Source organism: Pseudoalteromonas sp. SS15, from assembly GCF_049257195.1.
In the GTDB taxonomy this organism is placed as follows: Bacteria; Pseudomonadota; Gammaproteobacteria; order Enterobacterales; family Alteromonadaceae; genus Pseudoalteromonas.
Map to the genome: position 1 here is coordinate 401,501 of NZ_JBMMUD010000004.1, position 25,430 is coordinate 426,930.

Here is a 25,430-nt window from a genome sequence, read left to right on the forward strand (position 1 = left end):
TTTAAATATTTTGCTTGAAAGAAGTCACGTATGAGCTGTGACTTCTTTACTTTAATTTCTACAATTTAATAACTTTCGAACTTATATTTCGATTTTAGTTACTGGCAGTTTGAAGCTGCGCGTTACTTTGGCTACTCAACTTAGACGTTAAAACACGGTCTAGCGAAAACTTACCACCACCTTGAAATACCAAAGCAACGCTGATAGCAAACAGTGACAACGCAAATTCATACCCATTGTTCGACATAAATAAACCGTTTTGGAAATGCACTGCAAAAATGGCCACCAGCATAGTAAAAGCAAGTGCGACGGCGGTTGGTCTAATAAGTAAGCCGACTAATAAAAAAATTCCGCCGAAGAACTCTGCGCTTCCCGCCATAAGTGCCATTAAATAGCCCGGCGCTAAGCCGATTGACTCCATCCATTGGCCAGTGCCTTCAAGGCCATAGCCACCGAACCAAGCAAATAACTTTTGTGCGCCATGGGCAATAAATAAAATACCTGCGACTACGCGAAGTGGTAAGGCTGATAGTTGCTCGTCAGTTTTTAGTACGTTTAGTAAAGTTGATGTGTTCATTTTGCTGCTCTCTTAAATTTAGTTAATTGTGTTTTTCAGTGTTTCTCTGAAGAAGTGAGTTCATTATAGGTAAGCATGAGAAAACAAATAACTGGCAGAATTTGACAAGTTAGTTCAAAATATTTGAACAATTACTTTGGACATGTTTTTAAGAGATATGCAGCACTCTCCTTTAACATTAGAAGCTTTACTGGTACTCGATGCCATTGACCAACGTGGTAGTTTTGCCAGTGCCGCTGAGCAGCTTAATAAAGTTCCATCAGCTATTTCGTATATTGTGCAGAAACTCGAAGAACAACTGGGTGTGACCTTATTTGTGCGCCAAGGTCGACGCTCAGTGCTAACTCCAGCAGGTTTGCATCTTCTTGAAGAAGGCCGCAAAGTTTTACTCGCTGTTGGCAAATTGACTGAGCAGACGCAAACAATCGCCCACGGTTGGGAGCCCAAAATACGTATCGCCATTGATACCATTGTGGACGAGCGCAAAGTTTTTAAAGCCTGCCATGCATTTTTAGCTGTACACGAAAACATCGAACTCGACTTTAAAGAAGAAGTATTAAATGGTACATGGGAAGCATTAATAGAAGACGAGGTTGATTTGGTGATCGGTGCATCAGATCCTATCCCTGCGCAGCAAGGCATACGCGCAAAAACCCTGACCGAATACCGTAGCGTCTTTGTTGCAGCGCCAGAACACCCGCTTCTAAAACTGAACAGAGACATAGAAGCATCTGATATTTTGAAATATCGTACTGTAGTTGTTCATGACTCAAGTCGAAATGCCATTGCGAAGTCGTCAAACATCATTGAAGGTTCAAAGCATTTATATGTAAGCAATTTACAGCAGAAAATCTTCGCCATAGAGGCCGGTGTCGGTGTTGGTTTTTTACCAGTTGATCAGATAAGTGCTCAGATTCAATCTGGTACATTAAAAGCATTAACCTTGGTCGAGCCTTCAACACCACAACCATTAAACATTGCCTGGAAAGTAGTGAATAAAGGAAAAGGGTTAAGAGCCTTGGTGGAGTGTATTGAAACCGAGTTTAGCTAATTGCCTTTTATTCAGAACGCTGTATGGCTTAAATCATTACAAAAGCAGCATTGTAACTATGAAGAACTAGCCTATGCTTTAGCTATAGTGAATAAATTTACATGACTTAATTTTGAACAAACGCTTCTTTGATATTGCAATTAATGTCAGTAAGCAAATGTCATTTGCTCAAAAGTTTATGGCTATTATTGCCATGCTCTCTATCCCTTTACTGTTTCTCTTGGTTGTACTTTTAATTGACACCAATAGTTCAATACAGAAAACCCAAAAAGAAATACAGGGCATTCAATCTCTCGAAATGCTCATATCCACTATTTATAGAATACAAGACTTCCGAGACCATGCTGTTTTACAAGAAGTTAATTTAGATAGCGAACTAATAAAATTCATTTCAGATGAAAAGCACTTTATCAGCACACAAATCGAACAGTTATCGAATAACCTTTTTCATCAACAACCAGCAAGTATAAATATACAAACTCAGATTGAAAATATTAAATTTGAGTGGCAACTTTTAAATGAAAGCCAAGCGGTAATGCGAGGTGGTATTGAATCTCAGTTTCTACACTTTGATAAAGTGGTACTTGAACTTCAACTTTTAGCTAAAGTCATTACTTTTGAAAGTGCCCTTATTCATGACGACAGTCCAATCAATTTCTATCTCATCAATAACTTTGTTAACGAAGCGCCTAAAATTTATAAAAATATCGGCTTTCTCCGTGCCGCAGGAACTTACGCTCTGAGTATGCCAACTGTGGACAGTTACACCTATCACACACTTGAAAAATTAGCAGCTCAAACTGAAGATAATATTTCCTTAAACAATTATTCATCTAGCCATATCGCACTTTATCTGAACGAAAATAGTGACATAAAAGGTGGTATGGCAGAGCTGCTAAATAGTGCCAAAAAACTCCTTAATTATACTTATGAGCAGATTTTGGATGAGCCTGAATTACTGCCTAATTGGAAAGAATATTTAGAGTTTTATTCAAATGAAATAAAAAAAATGCGCGAATTTGACACGCTTATTTTAAAGTATGTGGGAGTTCAATTAGACAACCGTAGCTCGGAGCAAAAATTTAAATTTGCTGCTTTAGTCATTGTCACACTTATGCTCTACCTAGTTATAGTCTATTTTGTTTATGGTATTTACCTTCAACTTAAAGCAACTTTGAGTAATTATTCTCAAAAAGCAATGGCATTAGCACAAGGTGATTTAAATACGCGTATTAATGACATGTCTAAAGATGAATTTGGTGATTTAGCTAATACCTTTAATGAAATGGCCGAAATCATCTCTGTCAATCAAAGTAAATTAGTAGAAGCTGAAAAAGTTGGGTCACTTAGTAGAATGATTACAGGGGTTGCCCATGAGATAAACACGCCATTAGGTATCATCATTTCTAGTTACAGCCTTAATAAAAGTGCCATTGAAAATTTAAACAATCTCTTTACAAATGAAGAACTTGATGAAGATGACCTAAAAGAGTTTATTCAATCATCGCAGAATACTGAAGTATTGATTGATAAAAATTTAAACAAAGTAGTTAATCTCATAGAAACCTTCAAGCAAGTAAATAGCTCATTGAATGTCAGCCCTCAAAAGGGAGTTGAACTCTTATCACTGATTGAGTTTGCGTATCTGCCTATTGAAGAATCACACAAAGATATTGAGTTTTCTATCAATGGAACTGAGTGCGAGATTGATACTGATGTGAATTTACTGACGCAAGTGATAAGTAATATTATAGAAAATGCAATCGAACATGGCCTTAAAGACACTGCTAATAAACAAATAAGCATCACTGTCAATGATAGCAATGAACAAGTCAATTTGAGCATTCAAGACAATGGTAAAGGGATCTCTGAAGAAGAAATCTCAAAAATTTTTGAGCCGTTCTACACGACTGGGAGAATAAATGGGAAGGTGGGCCTTGGCATGCATATAGTTTATATCATTGTTTCTCAATCTTTGAATGGGACTATTAAAATCTCAAGTGATCTGAATAAGTTTACAAGGCTAGATATTACACTCCCCAAACATCGTGATGACTGTGAAGAAATCGATATAGATTTAGATGACTTTATTTAAAGTAATACCTTTTATCTTATACCAACGCTCTTGATCAATTGAGCTATTTTGAAGTTTAGGGTTGGTATGAGACTAATTTTTTCTCTTTAAATCAACCCAAAGCTTAGGGTTTTTAAATTCAGCGTTATTAGATAAAAAAGGGTTTTCAATCGTAATTATTGTTTTACTACTCCATTTAGATAAAGGAAACAAGTGACGCGTAGCTGGGTGCATCGCCATATAATCATTAAAGCTACCATCCTCGATGGCTAGCATTAAGCCATCAGTCAAATTATTAATCAGCTTTTTGTTTTCCTTATGAGTGAAGAAATACATTGGGAAAGGATAATGCAATATTAAATCATCAAAAACCATTAGTTCAGGCATGACTTTTTGTCGACTTTCTACTTCTGAATAACCCTCGTTAATGCCTCTAGGAAATGCTTTACAGCGGCCGGAGTATACTTGTCTAAACATATTTTCATACACCATGTTTGGAACAACATTAAGGCCTGAAGCAAGAAGAATATCAGTATCAGGCCAATGTTGACCTTGACACAAAGGGATTCCATTCAGATCTTTTAGTGAATTAACTTCTAAAAACTCACTTTGATATTTCTTATTAATTGTAAAAACGCGATATCCAAGTAATCCTTTCACAAGAGGAATTGGCACAAAACCAAGCTTACTTTCTCTTTCAACATTAGACCCTGCCCAATATAAATCAATAAGCCTACCAGCTTGCATTTCTGATAGTGCCCTTTCTTGCACCATATATGGCGCATACTCAACTGTGATTGGCTTATTGATTTTCTTGTAGGCGAGTTTAATCAGTCCAATATAGTAATCATGAGTACTATCAAACTTAGATTGGCTCGCCCTTACTTTTATTGTTTCTGCATCTGCGTTTGATATAAAGAAAAACAAAATAACGAACAAAAAACAAACTTTCATATAAAAAGCCTTATCTAAAATCGTGGACGAGTCGCATCAAATATAAGCATGAAACAAGTTTAGTTTAAAACTTGCCTATTCTTTGAAAGGTAGACTAATTTTGAGTTATGTACGCAATTTGATTAGAGATTTATGGACCTCCATAAAATAAAAAACTCAATATCAATTAAGTTATTAAGTTATGTTTTATCAATATATTTGCTGATAACTCTTTTCATTACAATTCTTCATATCAGTGTGGAGTATGTAAATGCTAAGAGACAGGTAGAAGAAGTGCTTATTGCTTCTGAAAAAACATTTAGGAAAATATTAGCTTCTGACTTATGGAATCTAGATTTTGAGCAAGTTGAAATTACAGCAAATAGTATTATCAGCCTTCCACAAATCGCAGGCATTGAAGTCAAATCCGATAACAATGAGAAAGTTGTTCAAGCAGGTACTTTATTAAATCACAATAATGAAGCGCTTACTTTTCATTCTTTTGCGCTTTATAGTGATTTCAACAATACTTCACAAATTGGTGATGTAAAGTTATTCGCAAATGAAGACTTCATAATAAATAGTATTAAACCAAGTATTTACCTTCTTATTTTCAATGCCGCGTTGAAAACTGCAGCAATCTTTTTATTAATTTTCCTCATTTTTAGAAAATTACTGACAAAACCTCTGAGCCAATTGGCTTCAAGCGCAAGTCTAATTAATCCAAATGAATTACAGAAATCACTGATTAGCGTTGCTAAAAACCCCAATGATGAGTTAGGGGTTTTACAAAGTGCGCTTAATACTATGATTAACAAAACAGCTGAAGCATTCGATAAATTAGACAAAATAAACAAAAATTTAGAATCCATTGTTGATGAACGCACAGAAGAGCTTCAACAAACCGTTTCTCAGCTTAATGAACAGCAAGATAGACTACTTTGCGAGATAGAAACTAGACAAAAATCAGAACAAGCACTTGCTAACTCATTACAAGAACTCAAACATGCTCAATCACAACTTATTGAATCTGAAAAAATGGCATCACTCGGAAGCTTAGTCGCAGGTGTGGCGCATGAGATAAATACACCTGTGGGATTATCTTTAACTGGAATTTCACACTTTCAATCAACTGTAGATGAAGTCGCAAAACTTTTCGAAGCTGGCGAGCTAGAAGAAGATGACTTTGTCAGGTTCATACAAGAAAGCAAAGCGCTGTCTTGTACAATTCATAATAGCCTGCAAAGGGCTGCAAATTTAGTGAAAAGCTTTAAATTGGTTGCCGTTGACCAGTCCGCTGAAGAAGTGAGGCAATTTGACATCATTCAATACCTTAAAGACACTATGACCAGCCTCAATAACAAGCTCAAGCAAAGTAAAGTTAACTTTGAGATTGACTGTGACTCAGAAGTATTAATCATCAATAATTACCCAGGTTCCTGGGCGCAGGTTTTCACCAACTTAATTCAAAATACTTTAATACATGCTTATGACCCTGATTCAACTGGTCAAGTTGTACTTAAGTTCTATACTGAAGATGAGGACCTTATCTTTACATTCACAGATGATGGTAAAGGTATGACAGAAGAAAGTCAGAAGAAAATTTTCGACCCCTTCTATACTACAAACCGCGCAAATGGTGGGTCTGGTTTAGGTATGAATATTATCTTTAACATTATTACACAGAAAATGTCAGGAAAAGTTACAGTCCAAAGTGAGCTGGGTAAAGGTACTAAATTTACGATTAAAGTGCCTATCGATATACAAAGCTTTAAAGAAGGTGATTGATTATGGGGTTATTTAAAAAGTCTTCAAAATCAAAGGATGAAAATAAACCTTCATGGAAGATTTTAATTGTTGATGATGAGCCTGATGTTCATGCAGTCACAAAACTAACGTTAAGTCGGTTTGAATTTGATGACAAAGGCGTTGAGTTTATAAGTGCTTACAGCGGTGAAGAAGCAAGAAAAGTGCTTAAAGAGCGTAATGATATTGCTTTAGTACTGTTAGATGTCGTGATGGAGACAGACGATGCTGGACTTCAAGTAGCGCAATACATTCGACAAGAATTAAATAATCATTTTATCAGGATCATTTTACGTACAGGCCAACCCGGCCAAGCACCTGAAAGAACAGTTATTACTAACTATGACATCAATGATTATAAAGATAAAACAAGTTTGAGTAGTGATAAGTTATTTACCGTTGTTTATACCGGCCTGAGAGGCTATAGAGACATCTTAGATATAGAGCTTGCCAGAAAAAAACTCGAGAATCACCGTGAAGGTCTAGAGCGTGTCATTGACTCTACTGCCAGCTTATTTAGGATCCGCTCATTGCAAGAGTTTGCCAGCGGCTTACTCGTCCAAATTGCATCACTCCTTCACGCAGACGAAAAAAGAACTGAAAATAGCAATAACTTTGCAGTTAGAAAAACTGAAGATGGATTACAATTTCTAGCTGGTACTGGTGATTACTGTCCATTATCTGGCGACAAAGTAAATCTGCCTGAAAACATCAACGCAATGATAGAAAACGCTTGTTTAAGTCAGAAGTGTGTAATTGAAAATGACTGTTTTGTTGGATACTTCAAAACAATGAATGCAGGTGAAAACTTAATTTATTTAGAAGGGATCAATCAAATCGATGATTTGGATCGAAAGCTTCTTGAACTCTTCTCAAATAACATCTCGGTTGCTTTTGATAATCTTGAGCTTGATAAAGAAATATTCGAAACACAATCTGAAATTATCGACACTTTAGGTGAAGTCGTTGAAAGTCGCTCTAAAGAAGCAGCAAACCATGTTAAACGTGTAGCTCATTTATCAAGAGCATTAGCCTTATGGGCTGGTGAACCAGAAGAAAAAGCACAAGAGTTGTTTATGGCATCACCCATGCACGATGTCGGTAAAGTGGCTATTCCAGATTCTGTTCTTTTAAAGCCAGGCAAGCTCACTGAAGAAGAGTTTGAGATAATGAAAACCCATGTGAATATTGGGCATGAAATTTTTGCTCGCTCAAAACGCCCTACCTTAAAAGCCGCTGCTATCGTCGCTGGAGAGCATCATGAAAAGTACAATGGCAAAGGCTACCCCAATGGTTTAAAAGGTGAGGATATTCATATATACGGTCGAATAGTTGCACTTGTCGATGTGTTTGATGCCCTATCCCATTCTCGTTGTTATAAGGAAGCTTGGCCAATAGATAAAGTATTACAACTGCTCGAAGAAGAAAAAGGCGAACATTTTGATCCTAGGTTAGTAGAGCTATTTATTCAGAATATAGATGAAGTACAACGAATTATGGAAGCTTACCCTGATTAAACAAAATAATTCCAAGCGAGCGCAATAGCTGAACAATAATGACAAATGTTCGGCTATCGTCACTTTAACCAACTAATTGTTGATACAACACTCTTGCTGCAAGTAATAAAAACGCAGTGCCTAGTAATTTATCAATCACAGCTTGTTTCTTAGTTAAGTCAAACTTCTGCCTTGCTTTGGCGCTGGCAACCGACACAAAGAAATACCATGCGGTATCAATCACTAACACGGTGCCGCACATTAATATGGCGACAGTCAGTGTCATGGCTTCTGGTTGTATAAATTGCGAAAACAAGGCGATAAAAAAGATTGCGAGCTTAGGATTTAAAAAAGCAATGGCAAAGCCGTCTTGCGCGGCTTGCTTATAACTCGTTGCATTTGCTTTAGCAATATCTAGACCTGAAGACTTACTGGTTAAGATTTTATAACCCATATAGGCTAAATACGCTGCGCCTGCGTAAACCAGCGTTTGGAATACAATCGGAAAATGGGTAATTAAACTTGCTAAACCTGCTATTGATAATGCGGCATAAATACCAACGCCAACACCGTGTGCCACACTTGCTGCGATACCGTGCCCTGCACTGTTATATAGTGAGTGACGTAATACGACAGCCAAACTCGGGCCCGGTGACATAGCACCAATTACACAAATTGTGGCTAAGCTTAGCCAAGTTGTTAACTCCACAACATTATCCTGCATAGTAAAATTCGCAGCTAGTTTAACGAGCTCACTTTAACTGAGCAAGTTATCTAATTTAACCCATAAGTTTACAACTTCATAAATTAAAAAATAATAAGTAACACTCTGTTATTAAAAATTATTTTTTTGACTTTCCTTTTCTTTAGTTAAAACCTAAAAATGGAACACAATGATTTACATAGACGTCTGACAAGCTTATTATTGCAAATAATAACAGTTTCCATTTGCAATAATATATTCCATGACCTCTATTCTCCTCATTGAAGACGACATTACACTTAGCAATTATTTATCAGATTTGCTGAAAAAAGCAGGCTACCTTGTTGAACAATGCTTTGATGGGGAGCATGGATTTGATAAAGCCAGATCTGAACAGCATCACCTCGTTTTACTCGATAAAATGCTGCCAAAACTAGATGGTGTTACTTTACTCAAACAATTGCGAAAAGTAAGCCAGATCCCCGTGATCATGGTTTCGGCTAAAGGCGCTGAAGAAGAGCGTATTTTAGGATTCACTCATGGGGCTGATGATTATGTTGCCAAACCTTTTAACAGCCAAGAATTACTGCTGCGCATTGAAAGTCTTTTACGCCGTGCCAAGCCCGACATAGAAAGTAGCAGCCAAGAGCATATGCACTTTGATGGTTTATCTATCAATGTGAACACACAGCAAGTACATCTTAATGAAGTACTGTTAGATTTTACCCCCATCCAATTTAAATTATTGTGGAACCTGCTTAGCAAACAGAACGTTATTATCCCAAAAGCGGAGTTGCACGAAGCTGTATTAAATAAAAAACTGGGGGCGTACGACCGCAGTATCGACATGCATTTGAGCCGTGTAAGGCGCAAGCTTAATGAAGCAGGCTGGCAGGGAGATCGTTTACAGACAGTGCATGGCAAAGGGTACTGTTTTAAATGAAGCGTAAGATTTTCTGGAAGCTGTTTTTTATCCTTGCAACAGGCCTAGTGACATTTTTCTATTTGGTTCACACCATTACCTTAAAAACCGAAGAGAAAATGAGCTTTATTAAAGCTGAGCATAGAGCTGAATTAAGCGCTTGGGGCGAAAAAGCAGAGTCATATTACGTTCAAAAAGACTTTGCAGGATTAGAACAGTACCTTCAAGACATAGAGCAACAAGAGAACGTGTGGGTGTCTGTCGTCGGTTTTAAAGCTGAGCAATTTGCGGGTAAACCTTACGATAAAGACATCGTAGGTTATTATCATTTTGGGCGCAGCATTGATTGGAAGATCCACCTCTACTTTTCTGATAACCCGATTATGGAGTTACCTTTTCAAGAGTATGGCGCCAGTTTTTTAATTCGATTACCTGAGCGAATGCGACCGGGCACACATTGGTTAACAACAAAATTTGCATTGCAGATCGTTATTCCGATGATGTTACTTATCTTGCTCACCTTCATTCTATACAGGCACATTATTACGCCGTTACATCGACTCGATAATGCCACCCTCGCATTCAGCAAGGGTGACTTATCAGTTCGAGTCGGCCAACACTTTGCCAAACGAGATGATGAACTGTCTCATCTTGCCAATACGTTTGATTCAATGGCATCACGAATAGGAGAGCTTATCGAGAATCAAAGGCAACTCATAGCTGATTTGTCCCATGAGTTGCGAACGCCATTAACTCGTTTAGATATTGCCGTTGAGAACTTTGACTCGAGTAATAGTTCACATCATTTAGAACGTATTTCAAGGGAATCTAAGCAAATAAGGAAGCTTGTTGAAAATACCCTCACTTTTGCTTGGCTCGAAAATGAACAGCCCAAGATCATGCAGGAACAAGTAGAATTAGTTGATTTACTCGATGTTTTGATTGAAGACGCCAGATTCGAGTTTGCCTGTAAATTCATCGAGAGTAAATTACCAAACTCAGCAATGATCTCTGACTCAAGTCATAAAGCACTCTGCCCAGCGATAGAAAACGTGCTGCGAAATGCCCTAAAGTACACGCCATGCAAAGAAACCGTTTCGGTAAGACTCACACAACAGCAAGATCATTACCTACTAGAAATCAATGATTCGGGCCCAGGGATCCCAGAGCACTTGCTAGATAAAATCTTCGAACCCTTCTTTAGAGTTGACGACAGCAGAATGGCTGAAAGTGACAGCTTTGGCTTAGGGTTAGCATTAGCTAAACGCCATCTTTTAAGTGTTGGTGCAAATATCTATGCCATAAATCAAGAAAGCGGCGGCCTCAGCGTTAAAATCACCATTCCAAAGCTGCAAATGTAACAGTTGTAAAAGTGCTACCAATCACAATTGCAAATAGGAATAATTCTGATTTAGAAAATATCAGTAATTAGAGATGTCCCATGACTTTTAAAGCGACTCCTGTGTTCAAAACAAAAATACTATCTACCCTTATTGCTGGCTTGCTGAGTACTCAAGCCCTTGCAACCGAAAAAGACTCTGACAACAAAGACATTGAAAAAATTGTCGTTGTAGGTGCAACAACCAACTCTGAAATTACGCCTGAGCAATTAGATAATTACCAAGCCAATGATTTAGAAGATATCTTTAGAGCTACCCCATCGATTACGGTTGGCGGTTCGTTGGGTATTGTACAAAAGGTATTTGTACGTGGTTTAGAAGACTCGATGATGAATATCACGGTTGATGGTGCGCCACAAACTAGCACGCTTTTCCACCATGTTGGTCGTGTGTCAATTGAGCCTGAATTATTACGAAGTGTTGAAGTACAAGCCGGTGCGGGTGAAGCAACAGCGGGCAGTGGCGCAGTCGGTGGTGCCATTCGTTTTAAAACAAAAACTGCAAACGATTTATTAAATGCGGATGAGCAGTTTGGCGGGTTGGCGAAAGCGAGTATTTTCTCTAACGATGGCAACAAGCAGAGTGTTGCTTTGTATGGTCGTGTTACTGATTCAGTGAATGTGTTAGCGTCATATGTGAATGTCAGCCGTGACAACATGGAAGATGGTAATGGTGAGGTTTTGCCTGGTTCAGGCTCAGATCAAACTCTGGGCTTTGTTAAAGTAGATGCCGAAATTAGTGATAGCCAATTTATCACCATAAGTTATGAAACTCGTGAAGAAGAAGGTGAATTTGGTAAGCAAACGAACTGGGTGCAAACTATTGACTCGCCTTTGTTCAAAACATGGTCTGACCGTGAAACTTTAGTGCTAAACCATGCGCTTTATTTAAATGAATTCATCAATTTAGAAACCACGCTTTACTCAACTGAGTCTTCTTTAAAGCGTGAGCTTTACACTTGGAACGCTGGGATTAAAACCACAGGTTTTGATATTAGAAATACCAGTGACCTAGGCAATCACGTTCTAACCTATGGTATTGAACAAAAGAATGATGAAGTTAACTCTGAGTCATACGAAGCATTTGGTGGCAAAGCTAACGAAGACGGTACTGTGACTGGCGTGTATGCCCAAGATCATTGGCAAATTACACCTGACCTATTACTAAGCTTTGGAGTACGTTATGACGCCTACGAGCTAGACCACACAGGTCTTGAAGCAAACTGGGTTAAGGTAGATGGCAAATGGGTTGTTGAACATGATGAACAAGGCAACCCTGTCACAAAGAGCAAAGACTTTTCAGTTAAAAAACAAGACGGCTTTAGTAAAAACATCGGTTTCAAATACACCTTAGCTGAAAACATTACCTTGAGCGCAGGCTACGCAGAAGCCTTGAGAGGCCGCCAAGTAGCTGATGCATTTACCGCAGGTGAAGTAAACGACAATCCTGAACTCGCGCCTGAAGATGTAGAAAACATTGAGCTTGGCCTTGAATACAACGATGGCACATGGCTATTCGAAGCATCTGTTTACCAGAGCACTATTAATGGTGTGGTATTCGATAAATTCAAAGGTCGTGAAGGTGTTTTTTACGAAAATATCGGCGATTTAGAAAGCACAGGTGTTGAACTTGTTGCAGGCTACCAAGCAAATCAATTTGATGTGTTAGTCAGCTTTAACCATAACGATGTTGTACTAAATAATATGGCATTTAGCTGGCCTGATAGTTCAGTTGAAGGTGGCAAAAAACAGGTCATTCGCAATAAGGTAGATATTAATGCCTACGAATATGGTGGACTTGGTAATGCTGTAGGTAACGCACTGAATATCAACTTTAACTATGAAGTAACAGATAGCATTAAAACGGGCTTTAATTTTAAGTATGTTGCGGACTTAAATGATATTGAAGTTATGCACCGCTCTTTAGAGTTAGGCTGGGTAGATGAGCTAGGTGGCATCGATAAAGAGGGCTACAACTTAGTTGACGTATACGCACGATACGAACCAACTGAGCAGTTACGTTTTGACCTTTCTATTCAAAACTTATTTAACGAAACATACCGAAGCCACGGCAGTGTTGGCGACTTTAGTAAATTTGGTAAGGGCTATGAAACATTAAAAGGTATGTATGAGCCTGGCCGTGATATACGTTTAAGTGTGTCTTATCAGTTTTAATAATTAACTGATAAGTATTATGAATTTGCTGCTACATTTTGATAGCAGCAAATTCATTTCGCGTCATAATTTCATACACTTACCCGACATAAAGTCGGTGCTACCGAGTTAAACTCCCCCGGTAGCAGCAAATTCATTTCGCGTCTTAATTTAAAACTACTCACCCGACAAATAGTCTGTGCTACCGAGTTTAACTGCACCGGTAGCAGCGAATTTATTTAGCGTCACTTAAATAAATACAATCCCAATAGGAATAATCTGACACTCGCTCACATAAGCCTTTTCGCAACGGATTGGCAACAATATATCTCGCTTGATTTAACAGCTCTTCTTCTCGCCTTATACATGTATCGTAATACCCTTTTTGCCAAACCTTACCTGTGACGGTATTTCTTAAAAGAGTCGCAGTTCGTCCTTTGAAGAATTTGATGACTTGCCCCAATTCAAGAGTGAAGCCCAGTTTAATCAACAAATGGATATGATCAGGCATTATTGTATATGCAATGACGTCAGCATATTGTTTATCTTCAAGTTTATATATTTCTTGACCCAAAAGCTGGTTGACGGGCAGTCGGGTGAATATTGCTCTCCGAGCTTGAGTTGTGATTGTAATTGCATAATACCTTCCTGGAATTGACACTCTGCCTTTTCGAAGATTTATGGCTGAAAACATTGACAAAATCCTTTTATTACAAACCAATCTAATAGTTTAGCTTTAAAGTTTGATTTTGCATGTTCGCTATTTAGCCAATGCAAATTCGGTGCTACCGAACTAGATACCCGGTAGCAGCGAATTTATTTCGCGTCTTAATTTCAAACACTTACCCGACATAAAGTCGGTGCTACCGAGTTAAAGTGCACCGGTAGCAGCGAATTTATCTCGCGTCTTAATTTCAAACTACTCACCCGACATATAGTCTGTGCTACCGAGCTAAACACCCGGTAGCAGCGAATTTATTTCGCGTCTTAATTGTAAACACTTACCCGACGTAAAGTCGCTGCTACCGAGCTAAACACCCGGTAGCAGCGAATTTATTTCGCGTCTTAATTTAAAACTACTCACCCGACATAAAGTCGGTGCTACCGAATTGTTAACTCATCTTTTCATTAAACTTCTTAATCTCACCCGCTTTCATTAAACAATAAACCGCTGGTAAAACAATTAAGGTCAGTAACACCGCGCTCGACATGCCGCCGACCATAGGCGCTGCAATTCGACTCATCACTTCAGAGCCTGTGCCATCGCCATATAAAATCGGTAACAAACCGATAATGATGGTTGCGACTGTCATCATCACAGGGCGTACGCGTAATCCTGCGCCATGTAAAATGGCTTCTAGATAACCAGATTTACCAATGGCTGTGCCTTTGGCTTTGTGTTCATCTTTTAAATCTTGCAGTGCTTGATTCAAATACACCAACATGATCACGCCAATTTCTACAGCAACGCCGGCCAATGCGATAAAACCAACGCCAACTGCAACCGAGAAATTAAAACCTTCTAGATACATAAGCCATAAGCCGCCGATCATCGCCATCGGCAATGTTGCGATGATCACCACAACTTCGCTCAAACGTCTGAAGTTTAGGTAAAGTAAAATAACTATAATCGCTAACGTTAATGGTACAACATAGCTCAGCTTCTCTTTGGCACGCTCCATGTACTCATACTGCCCGGCCCAATTAATTGAATAGCCAGCAGGTAGTTCGAGCTCTTTGGTAAGTAATGCTTTGGCATTTTCAACATAATTGCCGACATCAATGTCTTCAATATCAATATACGTCCAACCATTTAAACGGGCGTTTTCGCTCTTTATACCTGGTGGACCATTTTCAATATAAACATGCGCGACATCACCCAACGCAATACGCTGGCCTGTGGGTGTCACCATCGGCATTCGCGCTAATTGTTCAGGCGAATTTCGGTAGTCTTGTGGGTAACGCAAGTTCACCGGATAGCGCTCTTGCCCTTCAACAGTTTGAGTTACATTCATGCCGCCAATGGCCGTTGCTACTACTTGCTGTACATCGGCGATATTCAAACCATAACGGGCAGCCTTTACACGATTAATATCAACCTTGATATAACGACCACCAGCAACACGCTCTGAATACACAGACGCTGTGCCTTCAAGCTTAGGTAAAAGCGTTTCGAGCTGTTGACCAATATCTTGAATTACATCGAGATCTGGTCCTGCCACTTTTATGCCCACAGGTGTTTTAATGCCCGTTGCCAGCATGTCGATACGGGTTTTGATTGGCATAACCCAAGCATTGGTCACACCGGGCAATTTCACCAATGCATCCAGCTCTTTTTTTAAACTCTCAGTAGTCACGCCCTCACGCCACTGTGATTTGGGTTTTAACTGGATAAAGGTTTCGATCATAGTAAGCGGCGCTGGATCAGTGGCGGTTTCTGCACGACCCACTTTACCAAACACGTTCTCTACCTCAGGAATAGTGCGGATTAGTTTGTCAGTTTGTTGCAACAACTCTCTGGCTTTACCAATCGAAATGCCCGGATACGTCGTTGGCATATACATTAAATCACCTTCATCTAAAGGTGGAATAAACTCGCTGCCGATCTTATCTAGTGGATAAAAACCAACCACTGTAACTGCGATCGCCGCCAAAATTGTGGTTTTTGGAAAACGTAAAACGCCTTTCAGAACTGGCATATAAATCGCAGTCAGTAATCTATTCAACGGGTTTTTACGCTCAGGTAGTACCTTGCCGCGAATAAAGTAGCCCATTAACACAGGCACTAGGGTGATCGCTAAACCAGCAGACGCCGCCATGGCATAGGTTTTGGTATACGCAAGCGGCGCAAACATGCGCCCTTCTTGAGCTTCAAGAATAAACACAGGTAAGAAGCTCACGGTAATAATCAGCAAGCTAAAAAATAACGCAGGCCCTACCTCACTGGCGGCTTTACTCACCACTTGCCAACGATTTTCATCGGTAAGTGGGGTCTTCTCCATGTGTTTGTGCATATTTTCAATCATTACGATGGCACCATCTGTCATCGCACCGATGGCTATCGCAATGCCGCCTAACGACATGATGTTGGCATTAATCCCTTGAAAATACATGACGATAAACGCCACTAATATACCCATTGGTAGGCTTATCACCGCCACAATTGAAGAACGCAAATGGAACAAGAAAGCTGCACAAATCAGGGCAACAACAATCAGCTCTTCGGTGAGTTTGCCCCATAGATTATCGACTGCTCTATCGATTAAAGCTGAGCGGTCATACACAGTGACAATTTCAACGCCCTCAGGCAAGCCCGCTTTTAGCGATTCTAATTTAGCTTTCACGCCATCAATGGTGGTTTTGGCGTTTTCACCAAAGCGCATCACCACAACGCCACCCACCACTTCGCCTTCACCGTTCAGCTCAGCAACACCGCGGCGCATTTGCGGGCCAAGATTGACCACGGCCACATCGGCAATGGTAAGCGCCACGCCTTTTTCATTCACACCTAGTGGAATTTGCAGAATATCTTGCACACTTTGGATATAACCCGTCGCGGTAACCATATATTCCGCTTCGGCCATTTCAAGCACCGATGCGCCTGTTTCTTGGTTGCCCCGCTGTAATGCAGTTTGCACATGATTTAACGGAATGCCATAGGCGCGTAACTTATCCGGGTCGACTTGCACTTGATACTGCTTCACCATACCGCCAACTGCGGCGACTTCTGAGACACCTGCTACAGATTGCAATTCGTATTTTAAGAACCAGTCTTGAATACTGCGCAGTTGGCTAATGTCGTGTTTGCCTGTTTTATCGACCAACGCATATAAATATACCCAACCCACCCCAGTGGCATCAGGACCTAATTGAGGTTTTGCACTACTGGGTAAGCTCGACGCAACTTGGCTTAAATACTCTAGCACCCGCGAGCGCGCCCAGTACAAGTCGGTCTTATCGTCGAAAATGATATAAACGTAAGAATCGCCAAAAAAGGAATAACCCCTTACCGTTTGTGCACCCGGCACCGATAACATGGCAGTGGTGAGCGGGAATGTCACCTGATCTTGCACCACTTGCGGTGATTGACCAGGGTAACTGGTTTTTACGATAACCTGTACATCAGATAAATCGGGAATGGCATCAACAGGGGTGTTCTTTAACGAGAACAACCCTGCGCCAACTAAAATTAAACTCATCAACACCACGAAGAAGCGGTTGCTGATAGACCAGCGAATAATTGCTGCGATCATATTACCTCCTCGTGATTAATGGTGAGCGTGCTCATTCATTGACATATCATCATCCTGCATCGCTTTTTCATCGGCTAGTTTGTTGATGGCGATGACTTTAAAGTCTTGTGCAGTATCAAAAGTAAATTCGATATTATCACCCGTTTTGAACGTTGAAATGTCCAGCTCATTGATAACCTCAAAGTCCATCGTTGCAGGCCCTCTGCCCCACTTTTCAATGGCTTCGCGACTGATATTGATAATACGAGCGTCAAAATCAATGGCATTGATCACACCATTTACGGTGGCTTGTGTATCAGGTGTTTCAACTTCAACTTTGCCCATAATATGAATTGCTGAAACCGGATAACTGCCATCATCTTGTTTGGTGATCTCAAAATGTAAATTATGGCCTACTTCTAGCGCATCAAAGTCAGCTTGGTTAAGCACATCAAAATCCATCACCATTTGTGGCCATTGCCACGCTTCAACTGGCGCATGATCGATGGTCACACTTTGCTCTGTGTCAGATTTTGCGGTGACGACCCCTTCAGCCCAGACAGAAGCTGGCTCTTCAACAAACTCCATGCGTTTAAAATCTGATGATTTACTCGATTCAGAATCAATCAAGAATTGCGCAGATGTGACGACGGTATCGCCTTCATTGAGACCTTCTAATACTTCAATTTGATCTTGATAGACTTGGCCAATTTGCACGGCGATAGATTTAAACTGCCCATCACCCAAAGCTAAGACCACGCGGTTTTGTTTACCCGTTCTTATAACTGACTCGATTGGCGTAAGAATGCTATCTTGTTTTGTTTTACCGCTTATTTGCAATTGTGCATACATGTTTGGCTTGAGCGCACCGTCTTTGTTTTCAAAACGTAGACGTACACGTAGCGTGCGATTTTTTTCATCAAGGGTTGGATAAATGTAATCCACCTCACCATGCCAAGCTCGAGCGGGCTGATAATCTAAGGTCATGTGTACAGGCAAACCAACTGTTACCGACGCTGCATCACGCTCAAATACTTCGGCTTCAACCCACACATTGCTTAAATCACCAATGCTCATCATGGTTGTGCCCGGTTGCACATAATAACCCTCGCGAATATTTAAGTTGGCAACCACCCCATTTTGCGGCGAATAAAAAGTCACATTTTGGCTGACTTTTTTATCTCGCTGTAGCTGCTCGATAAAAATATCGTCAATATGAAGCGCTCTCAATCGAGCCTTGGCGGCTTCTATTAATCCAAATTCTTTGCCACGAAGAGAAATTAAAAACTCTTGTTGTGCATTCACAAGCTCAGGGGAATATAAGGTATAGAGCGCTTGGCCTTTTTTAACTTTTTGGCCAGTGGTTTTCACAAATAATTGCTCAACCCAACCCGATACGCGCGGGTGAATATGCACCAGATTGTCTTCATCATACTGAATATAGCCAACGGTATTAATTGTTGGCGTCATGTCTCTCAGTGTGACTTGCGCAGTTCGAACACCTAAGTTGTTTATAACCTCAGGAGAGATCTTAATTGCCCCTGGCCCGTGTTCATCTTCGCTGTTAGACTCTTCATATACCGGAATTAGATCCATGCCCATCGGGGATTTACCAGGTTTGTCTCGACGGTAATTAGAGTCCATTGGCGCAACCCAATACAGTGGTTTTTTTTCATCACTTTGTTCGGCATGTGTACTGTGTTCTGTATTTGATTGCGAATAAAAGTACATACCCGCGCTGCCAGCAGCAATGCCTAAACTGAGCAATACCGCATTTGTTATAAATTTAGACATCAGAATTGCTCCTTATAACTGTTCACTTCTGCGAATACTTCGTAGCTGCCATCTTTTTTTAGCAACAGCACTTTATAGGCTTGAAACCTTTCATCAATTTCCATCCCAGGTGAGCCAAGTGGCATAGCGGGTACGCTTAATCCAATTGCGTTTTCAGGGGGAGATTGTAAAAACTGTTTTATGAATTTCGCAGGCACATGACCTTCGAATGCAAACCCGTCGGCATGCACCGCGGTATGACATGAGCGGTATCTCGCTTCAATACCATACTGACTCTTTATTTCGCTCATTTGCGGGTGTGAAAAATTTTTGCCTTCGACCTTAATATTTTGGGAAGTGAGATGATCTAACCATAAGGTACAACAGCCACAAGTCGGGGTTTTCGCAACCAGTAGCTCTATGGCTTTGTCTTGCGAAAAACTGTTATTTGAAAAAATACTTAAAAATAACGTGAGTGAAAAAATTAACTTTGAGAAAACTCGCATCGCCTGCGCTCCTAATCACAATAAAAACAAAACAATAAAATAGGTGATTAATCGGACACACACGCCAAATTTTAGGCGCACTTATCCTAGGTTAGGCAAAAATCGGCGGGCGATAGAGATTAGAAATTGTTGTAGCTGGTGGTGTTAATGGCGCATTTTGAATTTTCTCGAAGCTAGAGAAAAAACCAAGCGTCTGAACTGACTGAGGTACATAAGTGAAAGCATGACAGGCATTAATCGGGCAAACACACTCAACTTCGCAGCAATCCATTGACGACATTCCGTCTTTTGACATTCCGTCTTTTGACATTCCGTCTTTTGACATTCCGTCTTGCGCCATTGTGTGTTGCATCATGCTATCTTGAGTCATCATGGTCATATCGCATTCATGGGCAGCAAAAGCCGTCATTTGACCAAATGGCGAAACGACTAAACTTAAAAACAGCATAATTGATGCGATGAATTTAAACATAACAACTCAACAGAATTAACTGCCGCTAATGCTAAACAATTTTTGTCAGGATGGCAAAGCCTGTAATGGTACTTAGATAGCCTAGCAGTAAAGTATTTGCAGGCACAGCATGCATTAACATACTTGGCATTTGCTTATATTGCTTGTATTTCAAAACAAAAAAGCTGTGCCCTTCAAACTGAGCAAAACGTTCAAAGTAGGGTTTAAGTTTTTTGAGATAAGGTTCAAAGAAGGCTTTAATGGCGCTCAAATAGAACATACAGAACGTCGATGCCCCCATGACTTCAAGCATCAAAGTCAATTCCATTGCCACGAAAATTTCTGGCCCTGCAAACACAACAACAATTAACATTGCCAAGCTGTACCAAGAAAATTGTTTTATTTTTTCAATTAGTTTTTTGTAAGACTTAACTAATAGCTTCATGCCCTTACTTCCCTTTCATACCTGCGAAATGCTAAATCCAGATACTAGCAAAAAGCCGTTAAATATAAAAACCGATTAATTAACAAACAAATAACAACGGAGTACTTAAGTTATTTCTAAACTTAAAGAGAACGCCATAATCCAAAGGTGATGTTATGAGTAAACTAACTTTGGGAATAATTGGTGGGCTCTTAAGCGCAATTATTGGCTTTATTGCATGGCAGCAACTCACCCCGCCTGATCCATTCCTTGCAAGACAGGTGAAAGCAATTGCACCTGCTGAAGATAATTTTCTAATTAATTTTTACCCGCATATTTCTCAACACCAACGTCCTGAAGAGACTTACCCCTTCCCTATTCCGCTTGGTGGAGTTGGACCTGCAACCAATTTGTATTCAGGGCCAAACCAATACCCCTTCTTTTGTATGTCAGTTGATTCAAAAGTGGGCCAGCCTGAGGTCGATAACCAAGAAGGTCTTGGTGTGCCAGTCACAAGTGATACCGGTGAACTTTTAGGTTTCAGCAAAGACTGCGGTGTCAAATCGCACTTACAATACTTTGCCATTAATGCCGACAAACAGCCCGAAAAACTCACTTTAGATCAAGCAAAAGGCTACCAAGGTGCGTTATTCAGAGCGGAGCAAGGCACAATTAATCGCTTTATTTATACCATTGTCATGCCTATTAAACCTGAAGAAGTGGGAGACAGATTAGCAAAGTCGCAATGGAACAATCGATTGGTGTATCAATTTAATGGCGGCTCAGGCATTGGCTTTAGGCAAGGCCGGCAAAAAACCTATAAAGTCATGCAGCGCCAAGTTGACCAATTACTTGATGGTTATGCCATTATCAGTTCTAGTGGCAATAAAACCAGCTATACCTATAACATGCTGCTAGCCGAAGACACTGCTAGGAGAGTTAAAAAGCAATTTACCAGTTTATATGGTGAACCACTTTATACAGTGGGTGTAGGTGGCTCGGGTGGCGGCCTTGCGCAATATTTAATTGCACAAAATAGTACAGGTATTCTAGATGGCTTACTGCCTCTTTATAGTTATCCGGATATGATCAGCCAAACCACCTATGCACTCGATTGTGATCTGCTAAACAACTATTTCACCTTTAGAGCCGATAACCGAAAGGCTTGGAGAGACTGGGATAGACGCCGCTTAATTGAAGGCATGAATGCCATTAATGACTTTCCGCAGCGGGCCGGTTTTCTGCAACCATTGAACCAACTTATGGCCGGATTTGTACCTAGCTTCCCTGATGGGAACAGCGAATGTATAAACGGTTACTTTGGGCTATCTGCTTATATTAACAATCCTAAACAGGGCTTTTTAAGACCTTTATTTTCCGATTCTGTGGTAGAACAAAATAACTGGAGTTACTGGCAAGACATGAAGCATGTGCTCGGCACAGACAAGCAAGGTTTTGGCCGTTCAACTTGGGATAACGTGGGCGTACAATATGGGTTAAATGCGCTTCTTGAGAATAAAATCAGTATCGAGGAGTTTTTTGATATCAACTACAACATTGGGGCTTGGAAGTCACAGCCCACCATGCAAGTAGAGCATATCATTACACCACTTGGCCCTCACAAACCGCTTTGGCTCTCCCTTTGGGGCAGTGAAAACATTTATGAAGCGAACCATGGACCTGCCCAGCGTCATACCGCTAGCCTTGAAGCCATTGAGGCAGCCTATCGTTCAGGCCAAGTCTTTATAGGTAAAGTTGACCTGCCAATCATAGATGCCAGACATTACCTTGAAAATGAGTTAGATATGCATCATATGTCGGCCTCTTTTTATAGTCGTTTACGAATAGATAAAGCCAATGGCGATCATAAAAATCACATTATTTGGGTCGCCCACAAAGATCATGACCCAACACAGGCCGCGTTTGCCATGATAGATAAATGGCTTTTGAATCTTAAACAAAACCCAAACCTGAGTGTTATTGAAGCAAAGCCACAAGAGTTAGGCGATACCTGCTTTGAAGCCGATGGCAGTACGTATGCCAAAGGCGAGGATGTGTTTGATGGTAAATGGAATCAAAAGTCAGACGGTGCGTGTCAGTCACGTTTTCCGATGTTTAGTACCAGCCGAATTGAATCGGGTGGCCCTTGGGCGGGCGACATCTTCAAATGCCATTTAATTGATGTTGAAGCAGCAATCGAAAAAGGCATGTATGGGACCCACCCTATCACAAAATTAACAGAGCAATTAAAGACCGTTTTCCCACACGGCGTTTGTGATTATGAGCAAGGAGATATGGGGCGCCCAAGTAATATTTAACATCTGTAGGCGCGGGTTTATCCCGCGCTTTTGTGCGCGACATAAAGTCGCGCCTACAGGTCAATTCTTTAAATAAATTAAGACTCGGTAGCACCGACTTTATGTCGGGTTAATCTACTTCTATATTTGTAGGCACGGGTTTACCCCGCGCTTTTGTGCGCGACATAAAGTGCGTCTACAGGCCAATACAATCAGTTTGAAAAATGTCATCTGCATATTAACTAAATTAAGACTCGGTAGCACCGACTTTATGTCGGGTTCATGAACGCTTTTATATCTTTAGGCACGGGTTTACCCCGCGCTTTTGAGCGTGACATAAAGTCGACCCTTAAAGGGGTTGATTATGAATAGCTGTTTTAATCGCCTTAAACTCTTGTACAATCGAAACTTATCTTATGTACGGGAAACTTAAATGAACGCGCTCTTCTCTTATGGCACGCTACAGCAACCTCAAGTGCAACTTGATACATTTGGTCGTTTACTTGAGGGCCAAAAAGATACCTTGATTGGTTACAAGCTCGGGGAAGTTAAAATCACTGACGAAGCAGTCATTAAAAGCAGTGGCAAAGAATATCATCCAATTCTCATTAAATCAGAGCATAGCGAAGATACTGTTGATGGTACCGTTTTTTTAATCACTGATGCTGAGTTACAACAAGCCGATGAATATGAAGTTGATGACTACCAAAGAGTCGAAGCGCAATTAGCGTCAGGTAAAACATGCTGGATTTATGCTGCGGCATCTTAATTAAATTAATCCGGCTACAAATTCAGACCTTTACTTACACTCTATTACAGTTAATTTATATACATAAATAATTATCTGACACTAAAATTGAAACACTCTCATTGTAGGTTATGAGAGAAAACCTCTACTCGCTTATAAAGATAAAAAGGAAAGATAATGCGCAAATTAATTAATTTCATTTTGCCATTTGCTTTAACAGCCATCAGCGGCTGCTCAACGGAAACAACTGAATCTGATAACGTCAAAACTCGCGCTATATGGTCAAATATTTATGTCACATCAGGAGGCGATACTAGTCGAGTTATCGCTGAATTAAATTTAACCGATGAATTTGGCACTAACATCAGTTTATCAAGTTCAGATAAGTTAGAGGCAAGTGTGGGCAACGACACTAAAACACTAGAAAAACATACTGATGTATTCGATGTTGACTATCGAGCCATTTTTGATGAACACACTGAAGATACACAATATGTTGTGAAGTTTGTTCGCTCTGAGGATAATGTTACTCTAACGAATACTTTAACGCTACCAGCTCCATTTGAAATACTTGCACCTCAGAAAAGCCAATCATTCTCTAAGTCTGAACAATTAGTGATTGAATGGTCTAACCATAACACCGGCGATAAACTTGATGTGACGCTCAGCTCTTCTTGCAAACTCAAAGACGGTGGGTCTCAAGGAAATGCTGAAAAATTTGAAAACGTGACAGATGACGGCAAGCTAAGCATTGATCTTGATACATTAACTATGTTTAAAGATGAAAATCTAAACACACGCCAAAACTGCTCAGTTAATCTTCTTGTTGAACGTTTTAGATTAGGCAGTGTTGATAGTAATTATGCTAGTGGCAGTAAAAGTAGAGCGTCACAACAAAGACGATTAGATGATATAACCATTACGCTACGATGATAAAAAGATAATTCGAAAAATCGTTACAAACCTGTTAAATAAATTAACTTTTGTTGTATACCCATTATGCAATTACAATTCAAGAAGGGTGCTCTAGAAATTTAAAGCACCCTTAAATCAGACGTTTAGAGTAAAAACACTCAAATCGACCAGTTAGTAATATTGCTGTAATAAAACTCTTGGATAATACACACCATCTTATACAGCAACCTATTTAAAGTTATGAACCACTCACCGTTATTGCTCGGATTCACACCCCGTACAATGAACGACTTAGATAATTACAGTGTGCAACATACCTGTCAGTACGACACATTAAAGCTAGATTATGCAAAAGAAGGCATAACCTTTAATTGCGTCTTACCGTACGATGCACAGATCGGTGATGTGATTTCATTATCAGCAACAAAACCTGATGCGAGAGCAGAAAGTTTTAGTGCAGAGACAACTTTAACGAAAGCTGATTTAGAAAATAAGAATGCAATATTAAAGCTGATAGGTGAAGGTGAAACCGATGATTACCTGATGCAGCTTAACTTGCTTGGTTTGCATGGCTCAATTAAAAATTCAGCTGAGTTTAATGCGCATATAAAAAGCCAAGCGATTAAAAACAAAAAAATGAACGCTATTTCCCCTTGGCTCATAAGTGCTAAAAAACAGGGGGCAAAACTAATGTCAGTGATGCTCTCAGCTTTTTAGATTACTAAGCTGTTTTTCAGCCCCACTAATTTAGCGGGGCTTTTTTCTTTCTTGAGCATTTATGAATGCAAGAAAATAACCCAACATAAAGTCAGTGCTACCGAGCTAAACGGCCTCGGTAACAGCAAATTCACTTCGCTGCTAATTTCAAATACTTACCCGACGTAAAGTCGGTGCTACCGAGCTAAACGGCCTCGGTAACAGCAAATTCACTTCGCTGCTAATTTCAAACGCTTACCCTGCGTAAAGTCA

At 40.0% G+C, this 25,430-nt stretch carries 20 protein-coding genes; 11 read left to right on the forward strand and 9 right to left on the reverse strand.

Annotated features, from left to right (window positions below):
* Positions 1-94 precede the first annotated feature (94 nt).
* Positions 95-577 (reverse strand): DoxX family protein, encoded by a 483-nt coding sequence (locus AAEU28_RS11005; RefSeq protein WP_421964151.1) that lies wholly within the window; start codon positions 575-577, stop codon positions 95-97.
* 157 nt (positions 578-734) lie between these two features.
* Between AAEU28_RS11005 and AAEU28_RS11010 the strand changes: the two genes are divergently transcribed.
* Both AAEU28_RS11010 and AAEU28_RS11015 read left to right on the forward strand, forming a co-directional pair.
* The gene (locus AAEU28_RS11010; RefSeq protein ID WP_421964152.1) at positions 735-1,628 is read left to right on the forward strand and encodes a LysR substrate-binding domain-containing protein; all 894 of its coding nucleotides are present in this window, start codon (positions 735-737) and stop codon (positions 1,626-1,628) included.
* A gap of 112 nt (positions 1,629-1,740) precedes the next feature.
* Positions 1,741-3,723 (forward strand): ATP-binding protein, encoded by a 1,983-nt coding sequence (locus tag AAEU28_RS11015; RefSeq protein WP_421964153.1) that lies wholly within the window; start codon positions 1,741-1,743, stop codon positions 3,721-3,723.
* A gap of 72 nt (positions 3,724-3,795) precedes the next feature.
* Here AAEU28_RS11015 and AAEU28_RS11020 read toward each other — a convergent pair whose 3' ends face one another.
* Positions 3,796-4,656, reverse strand: a complete 861-nt coding sequence (locus AAEU28_RS11020; RefSeq protein WP_421964154.1) for a hypothetical protein — start codon at positions 4,654-4,656, stop codon at positions 3,796-3,798.
* A gap of 273 nt (positions 4,657-4,929) precedes the next feature.
* Between AAEU28_RS11020 and AAEU28_RS11025 the strand changes: the two genes are divergently transcribed.
* Both AAEU28_RS11025 and AAEU28_RS11030 read left to right on the forward strand, forming a co-directional pair.
* Positions 4,930-6,423: an ATP-binding protein gene (locus AAEU28_RS11025; protein ID WP_421964155.1), complete on the forward strand. Its 1,494-nt coding sequence runs from the start codon at positions 4,930-4,932 to the stop codon at positions 6,421-6,423.
* Positions 6,424-6,425: 2 nt separating this feature from the next.
* Positions 6,426-7,958 carry a DUF3369 domain-containing protein gene (locus AAEU28_RS11030; protein WP_421964156.1) on the forward strand — a complete coding sequence of 511 codons (1,533 nt, stop codon included), beginning with the start codon at positions 6,426-6,428 and terminating at the stop codon, positions 7,956-7,958.
* A 64-nt stretch (positions 7,959-8,022) separates the two neighbouring features.
* Here the strand turns inward: AAEU28_RS11030 and AAEU28_RS11035 are convergent, their stop codons facing one another.
* Complete coding sequence (locus tag AAEU28_RS11035; protein WP_421964157.1) at positions 8,023-8,646, reverse strand: LysE family translocator; 624 nt, start codon at positions 8,644-8,646, stop codon at positions 8,023-8,025.
* A 256-nt stretch (positions 8,647-8,902) separates the two neighbouring features.
* On the opposite strand from AAEU28_RS11035, the gene AAEU28_RS11040 reads away from it, so the two are divergent.
* The 3 genes from AAEU28_RS11040 to AAEU28_RS11050 all read left to right on the forward strand — a co-directional run bounded on the left by AAEU28_RS11040 (position 8,903) and on the right by AAEU28_RS11050 (position 13,136).
* A complete protein-coding gene (locus AAEU28_RS11040) occupies positions 8,903-9,583 on the forward strand; it encodes a response regulator transcription factor (RefSeq protein WP_421964158.1) in 681 nt (226 codons plus the stop codon).
* On the forward strand, positions 9,580-10,923 hold the full coding sequence (locus AAEU28_RS11045; RefSeq protein WP_421964159.1) for a histidine kinase sensor domain-containing protein: 1,344 nt from the start codon (positions 9,580-9,582) through the stop codon (positions 10,921-10,923). Before AAEU28_RS11040 ends, AAEU28_RS11045 begins: the two co-directional genes overlap by 4 nt.
* Before the next feature lie 80 nt (positions 10,924-11,003).
* Positions 11,004-13,136: a TonB-dependent receptor gene (locus tag AAEU28_RS11050; RefSeq protein ID WP_421964160.1), complete on the forward strand. Its 2,133-nt coding sequence runs from the start codon at positions 11,004-11,006 to the stop codon at positions 13,134-13,136.
* A gap of 214 nt (positions 13,137-13,350) precedes the next feature.
* On the opposite strand, the gene AAEU28_RS11055 is transcribed toward AAEU28_RS11050, so the two are convergent.
* From AAEU28_RS11055 to AAEU28_RS11080, 6 genes are all read right to left on the reverse strand, one after another.
* Complete coding sequence (locus tag AAEU28_RS11055; protein ID WP_421964161.1) at positions 13,351-13,809, reverse strand: REP-associated tyrosine transposase; 459 nt, start codon at positions 13,807-13,809, stop codon at positions 13,351-13,353.
* Between the two features lie 418 nt (positions 13,810-14,227).
* Positions 14,228-17,368: an efflux RND transporter permease subunit gene (locus AAEU28_RS11060; RefSeq protein ID WP_421964162.1), complete on the reverse strand. Its 3,141-nt coding sequence runs from the start codon at positions 17,366-17,368 to the stop codon at positions 14,228-14,230.
* 15 nt (positions 17,369-17,383) lie between these two features.
* Positions 17,384-19,141, reverse strand: coding sequence for an efflux RND transporter periplasmic adaptor subunit (locus tag AAEU28_RS11065; RefSeq protein WP_421964163.1), 1,758 nt, complete (start codon positions 19,139-19,141; stop codon positions 17,384-17,386).
* Complete coding sequence (locus AAEU28_RS11070; RefSeq protein WP_421964164.1) at positions 19,141-19,626, reverse strand: DUF411 domain-containing protein; 486 nt, start codon at positions 19,624-19,626, stop codon at positions 19,141-19,143. Before AAEU28_RS11070 ends, AAEU28_RS11065 begins: the two co-directional genes overlap by 1 nt.
* A 91-nt stretch (positions 19,627-19,717) precedes the next feature.
* Positions 19,718-20,098, reverse strand: coding sequence for a hypothetical protein (locus tag AAEU28_RS11075; RefSeq protein WP_421964165.1), 381 nt, complete (start codon positions 20,096-20,098; stop codon positions 19,718-19,720).
* A gap of 31 nt (positions 20,099-20,129) precedes the next feature.
* The gene (locus AAEU28_RS11080; protein ID WP_421964166.1) at positions 20,130-20,522 is read right to left on the reverse strand and encodes a hypothetical protein; all 393 of its coding nucleotides are present in this window, start codon (positions 20,520-20,522) and stop codon (positions 20,130-20,132) included.
* A gap of 155 nt (positions 20,523-20,677) precedes the next feature.
* Here AAEU28_RS11080 and AAEU28_RS11085 point away from each other — a divergent pair, with 155 nt between their 5' ends.
* The 4 genes from AAEU28_RS11085 to AAEU28_RS11100 all read left to right on the forward strand — a co-directional run bounded on the left by AAEU28_RS11085 (position 20,678) and on the right by AAEU28_RS11100 (position 25,178).
* Complete coding sequence (locus tag AAEU28_RS11085; protein ID WP_421964167.1) at positions 20,678-22,819, forward strand: DUF6351 family protein; 2,142 nt, start codon at positions 20,678-20,680, stop codon at positions 22,817-22,819.
* Positions 22,820-23,231: 412 nt separating this feature from the next.
* Positions 23,232-23,567: a gamma-glutamylcyclotransferase family protein gene (locus tag AAEU28_RS11090; RefSeq protein ID WP_421964168.1), complete on the forward strand. Its 336-nt coding sequence runs from the start codon at positions 23,232-23,234 to the stop codon at positions 23,565-23,567.
* A 156-nt stretch (positions 23,568-23,723) separates the two neighbouring features.
* A complete protein-coding gene (locus tag AAEU28_RS11095) occupies positions 23,724-24,479 on the forward strand; it encodes a hypothetical protein (protein WP_421964169.1) in 756 nt (251 codons plus the stop codon).
* Between the two features lie 264 nt (positions 24,480-24,743).
* Positions 24,744-25,178: a hypothetical protein gene (locus AAEU28_RS11100; RefSeq protein ID WP_421964170.1), complete on the forward strand. Its 435-nt coding sequence runs from the start codon at positions 24,744-24,746 to the stop codon at positions 25,176-25,178.
* The last annotated feature ends 252 nt before the right edge of the window (positions 25,179-25,430 follow it).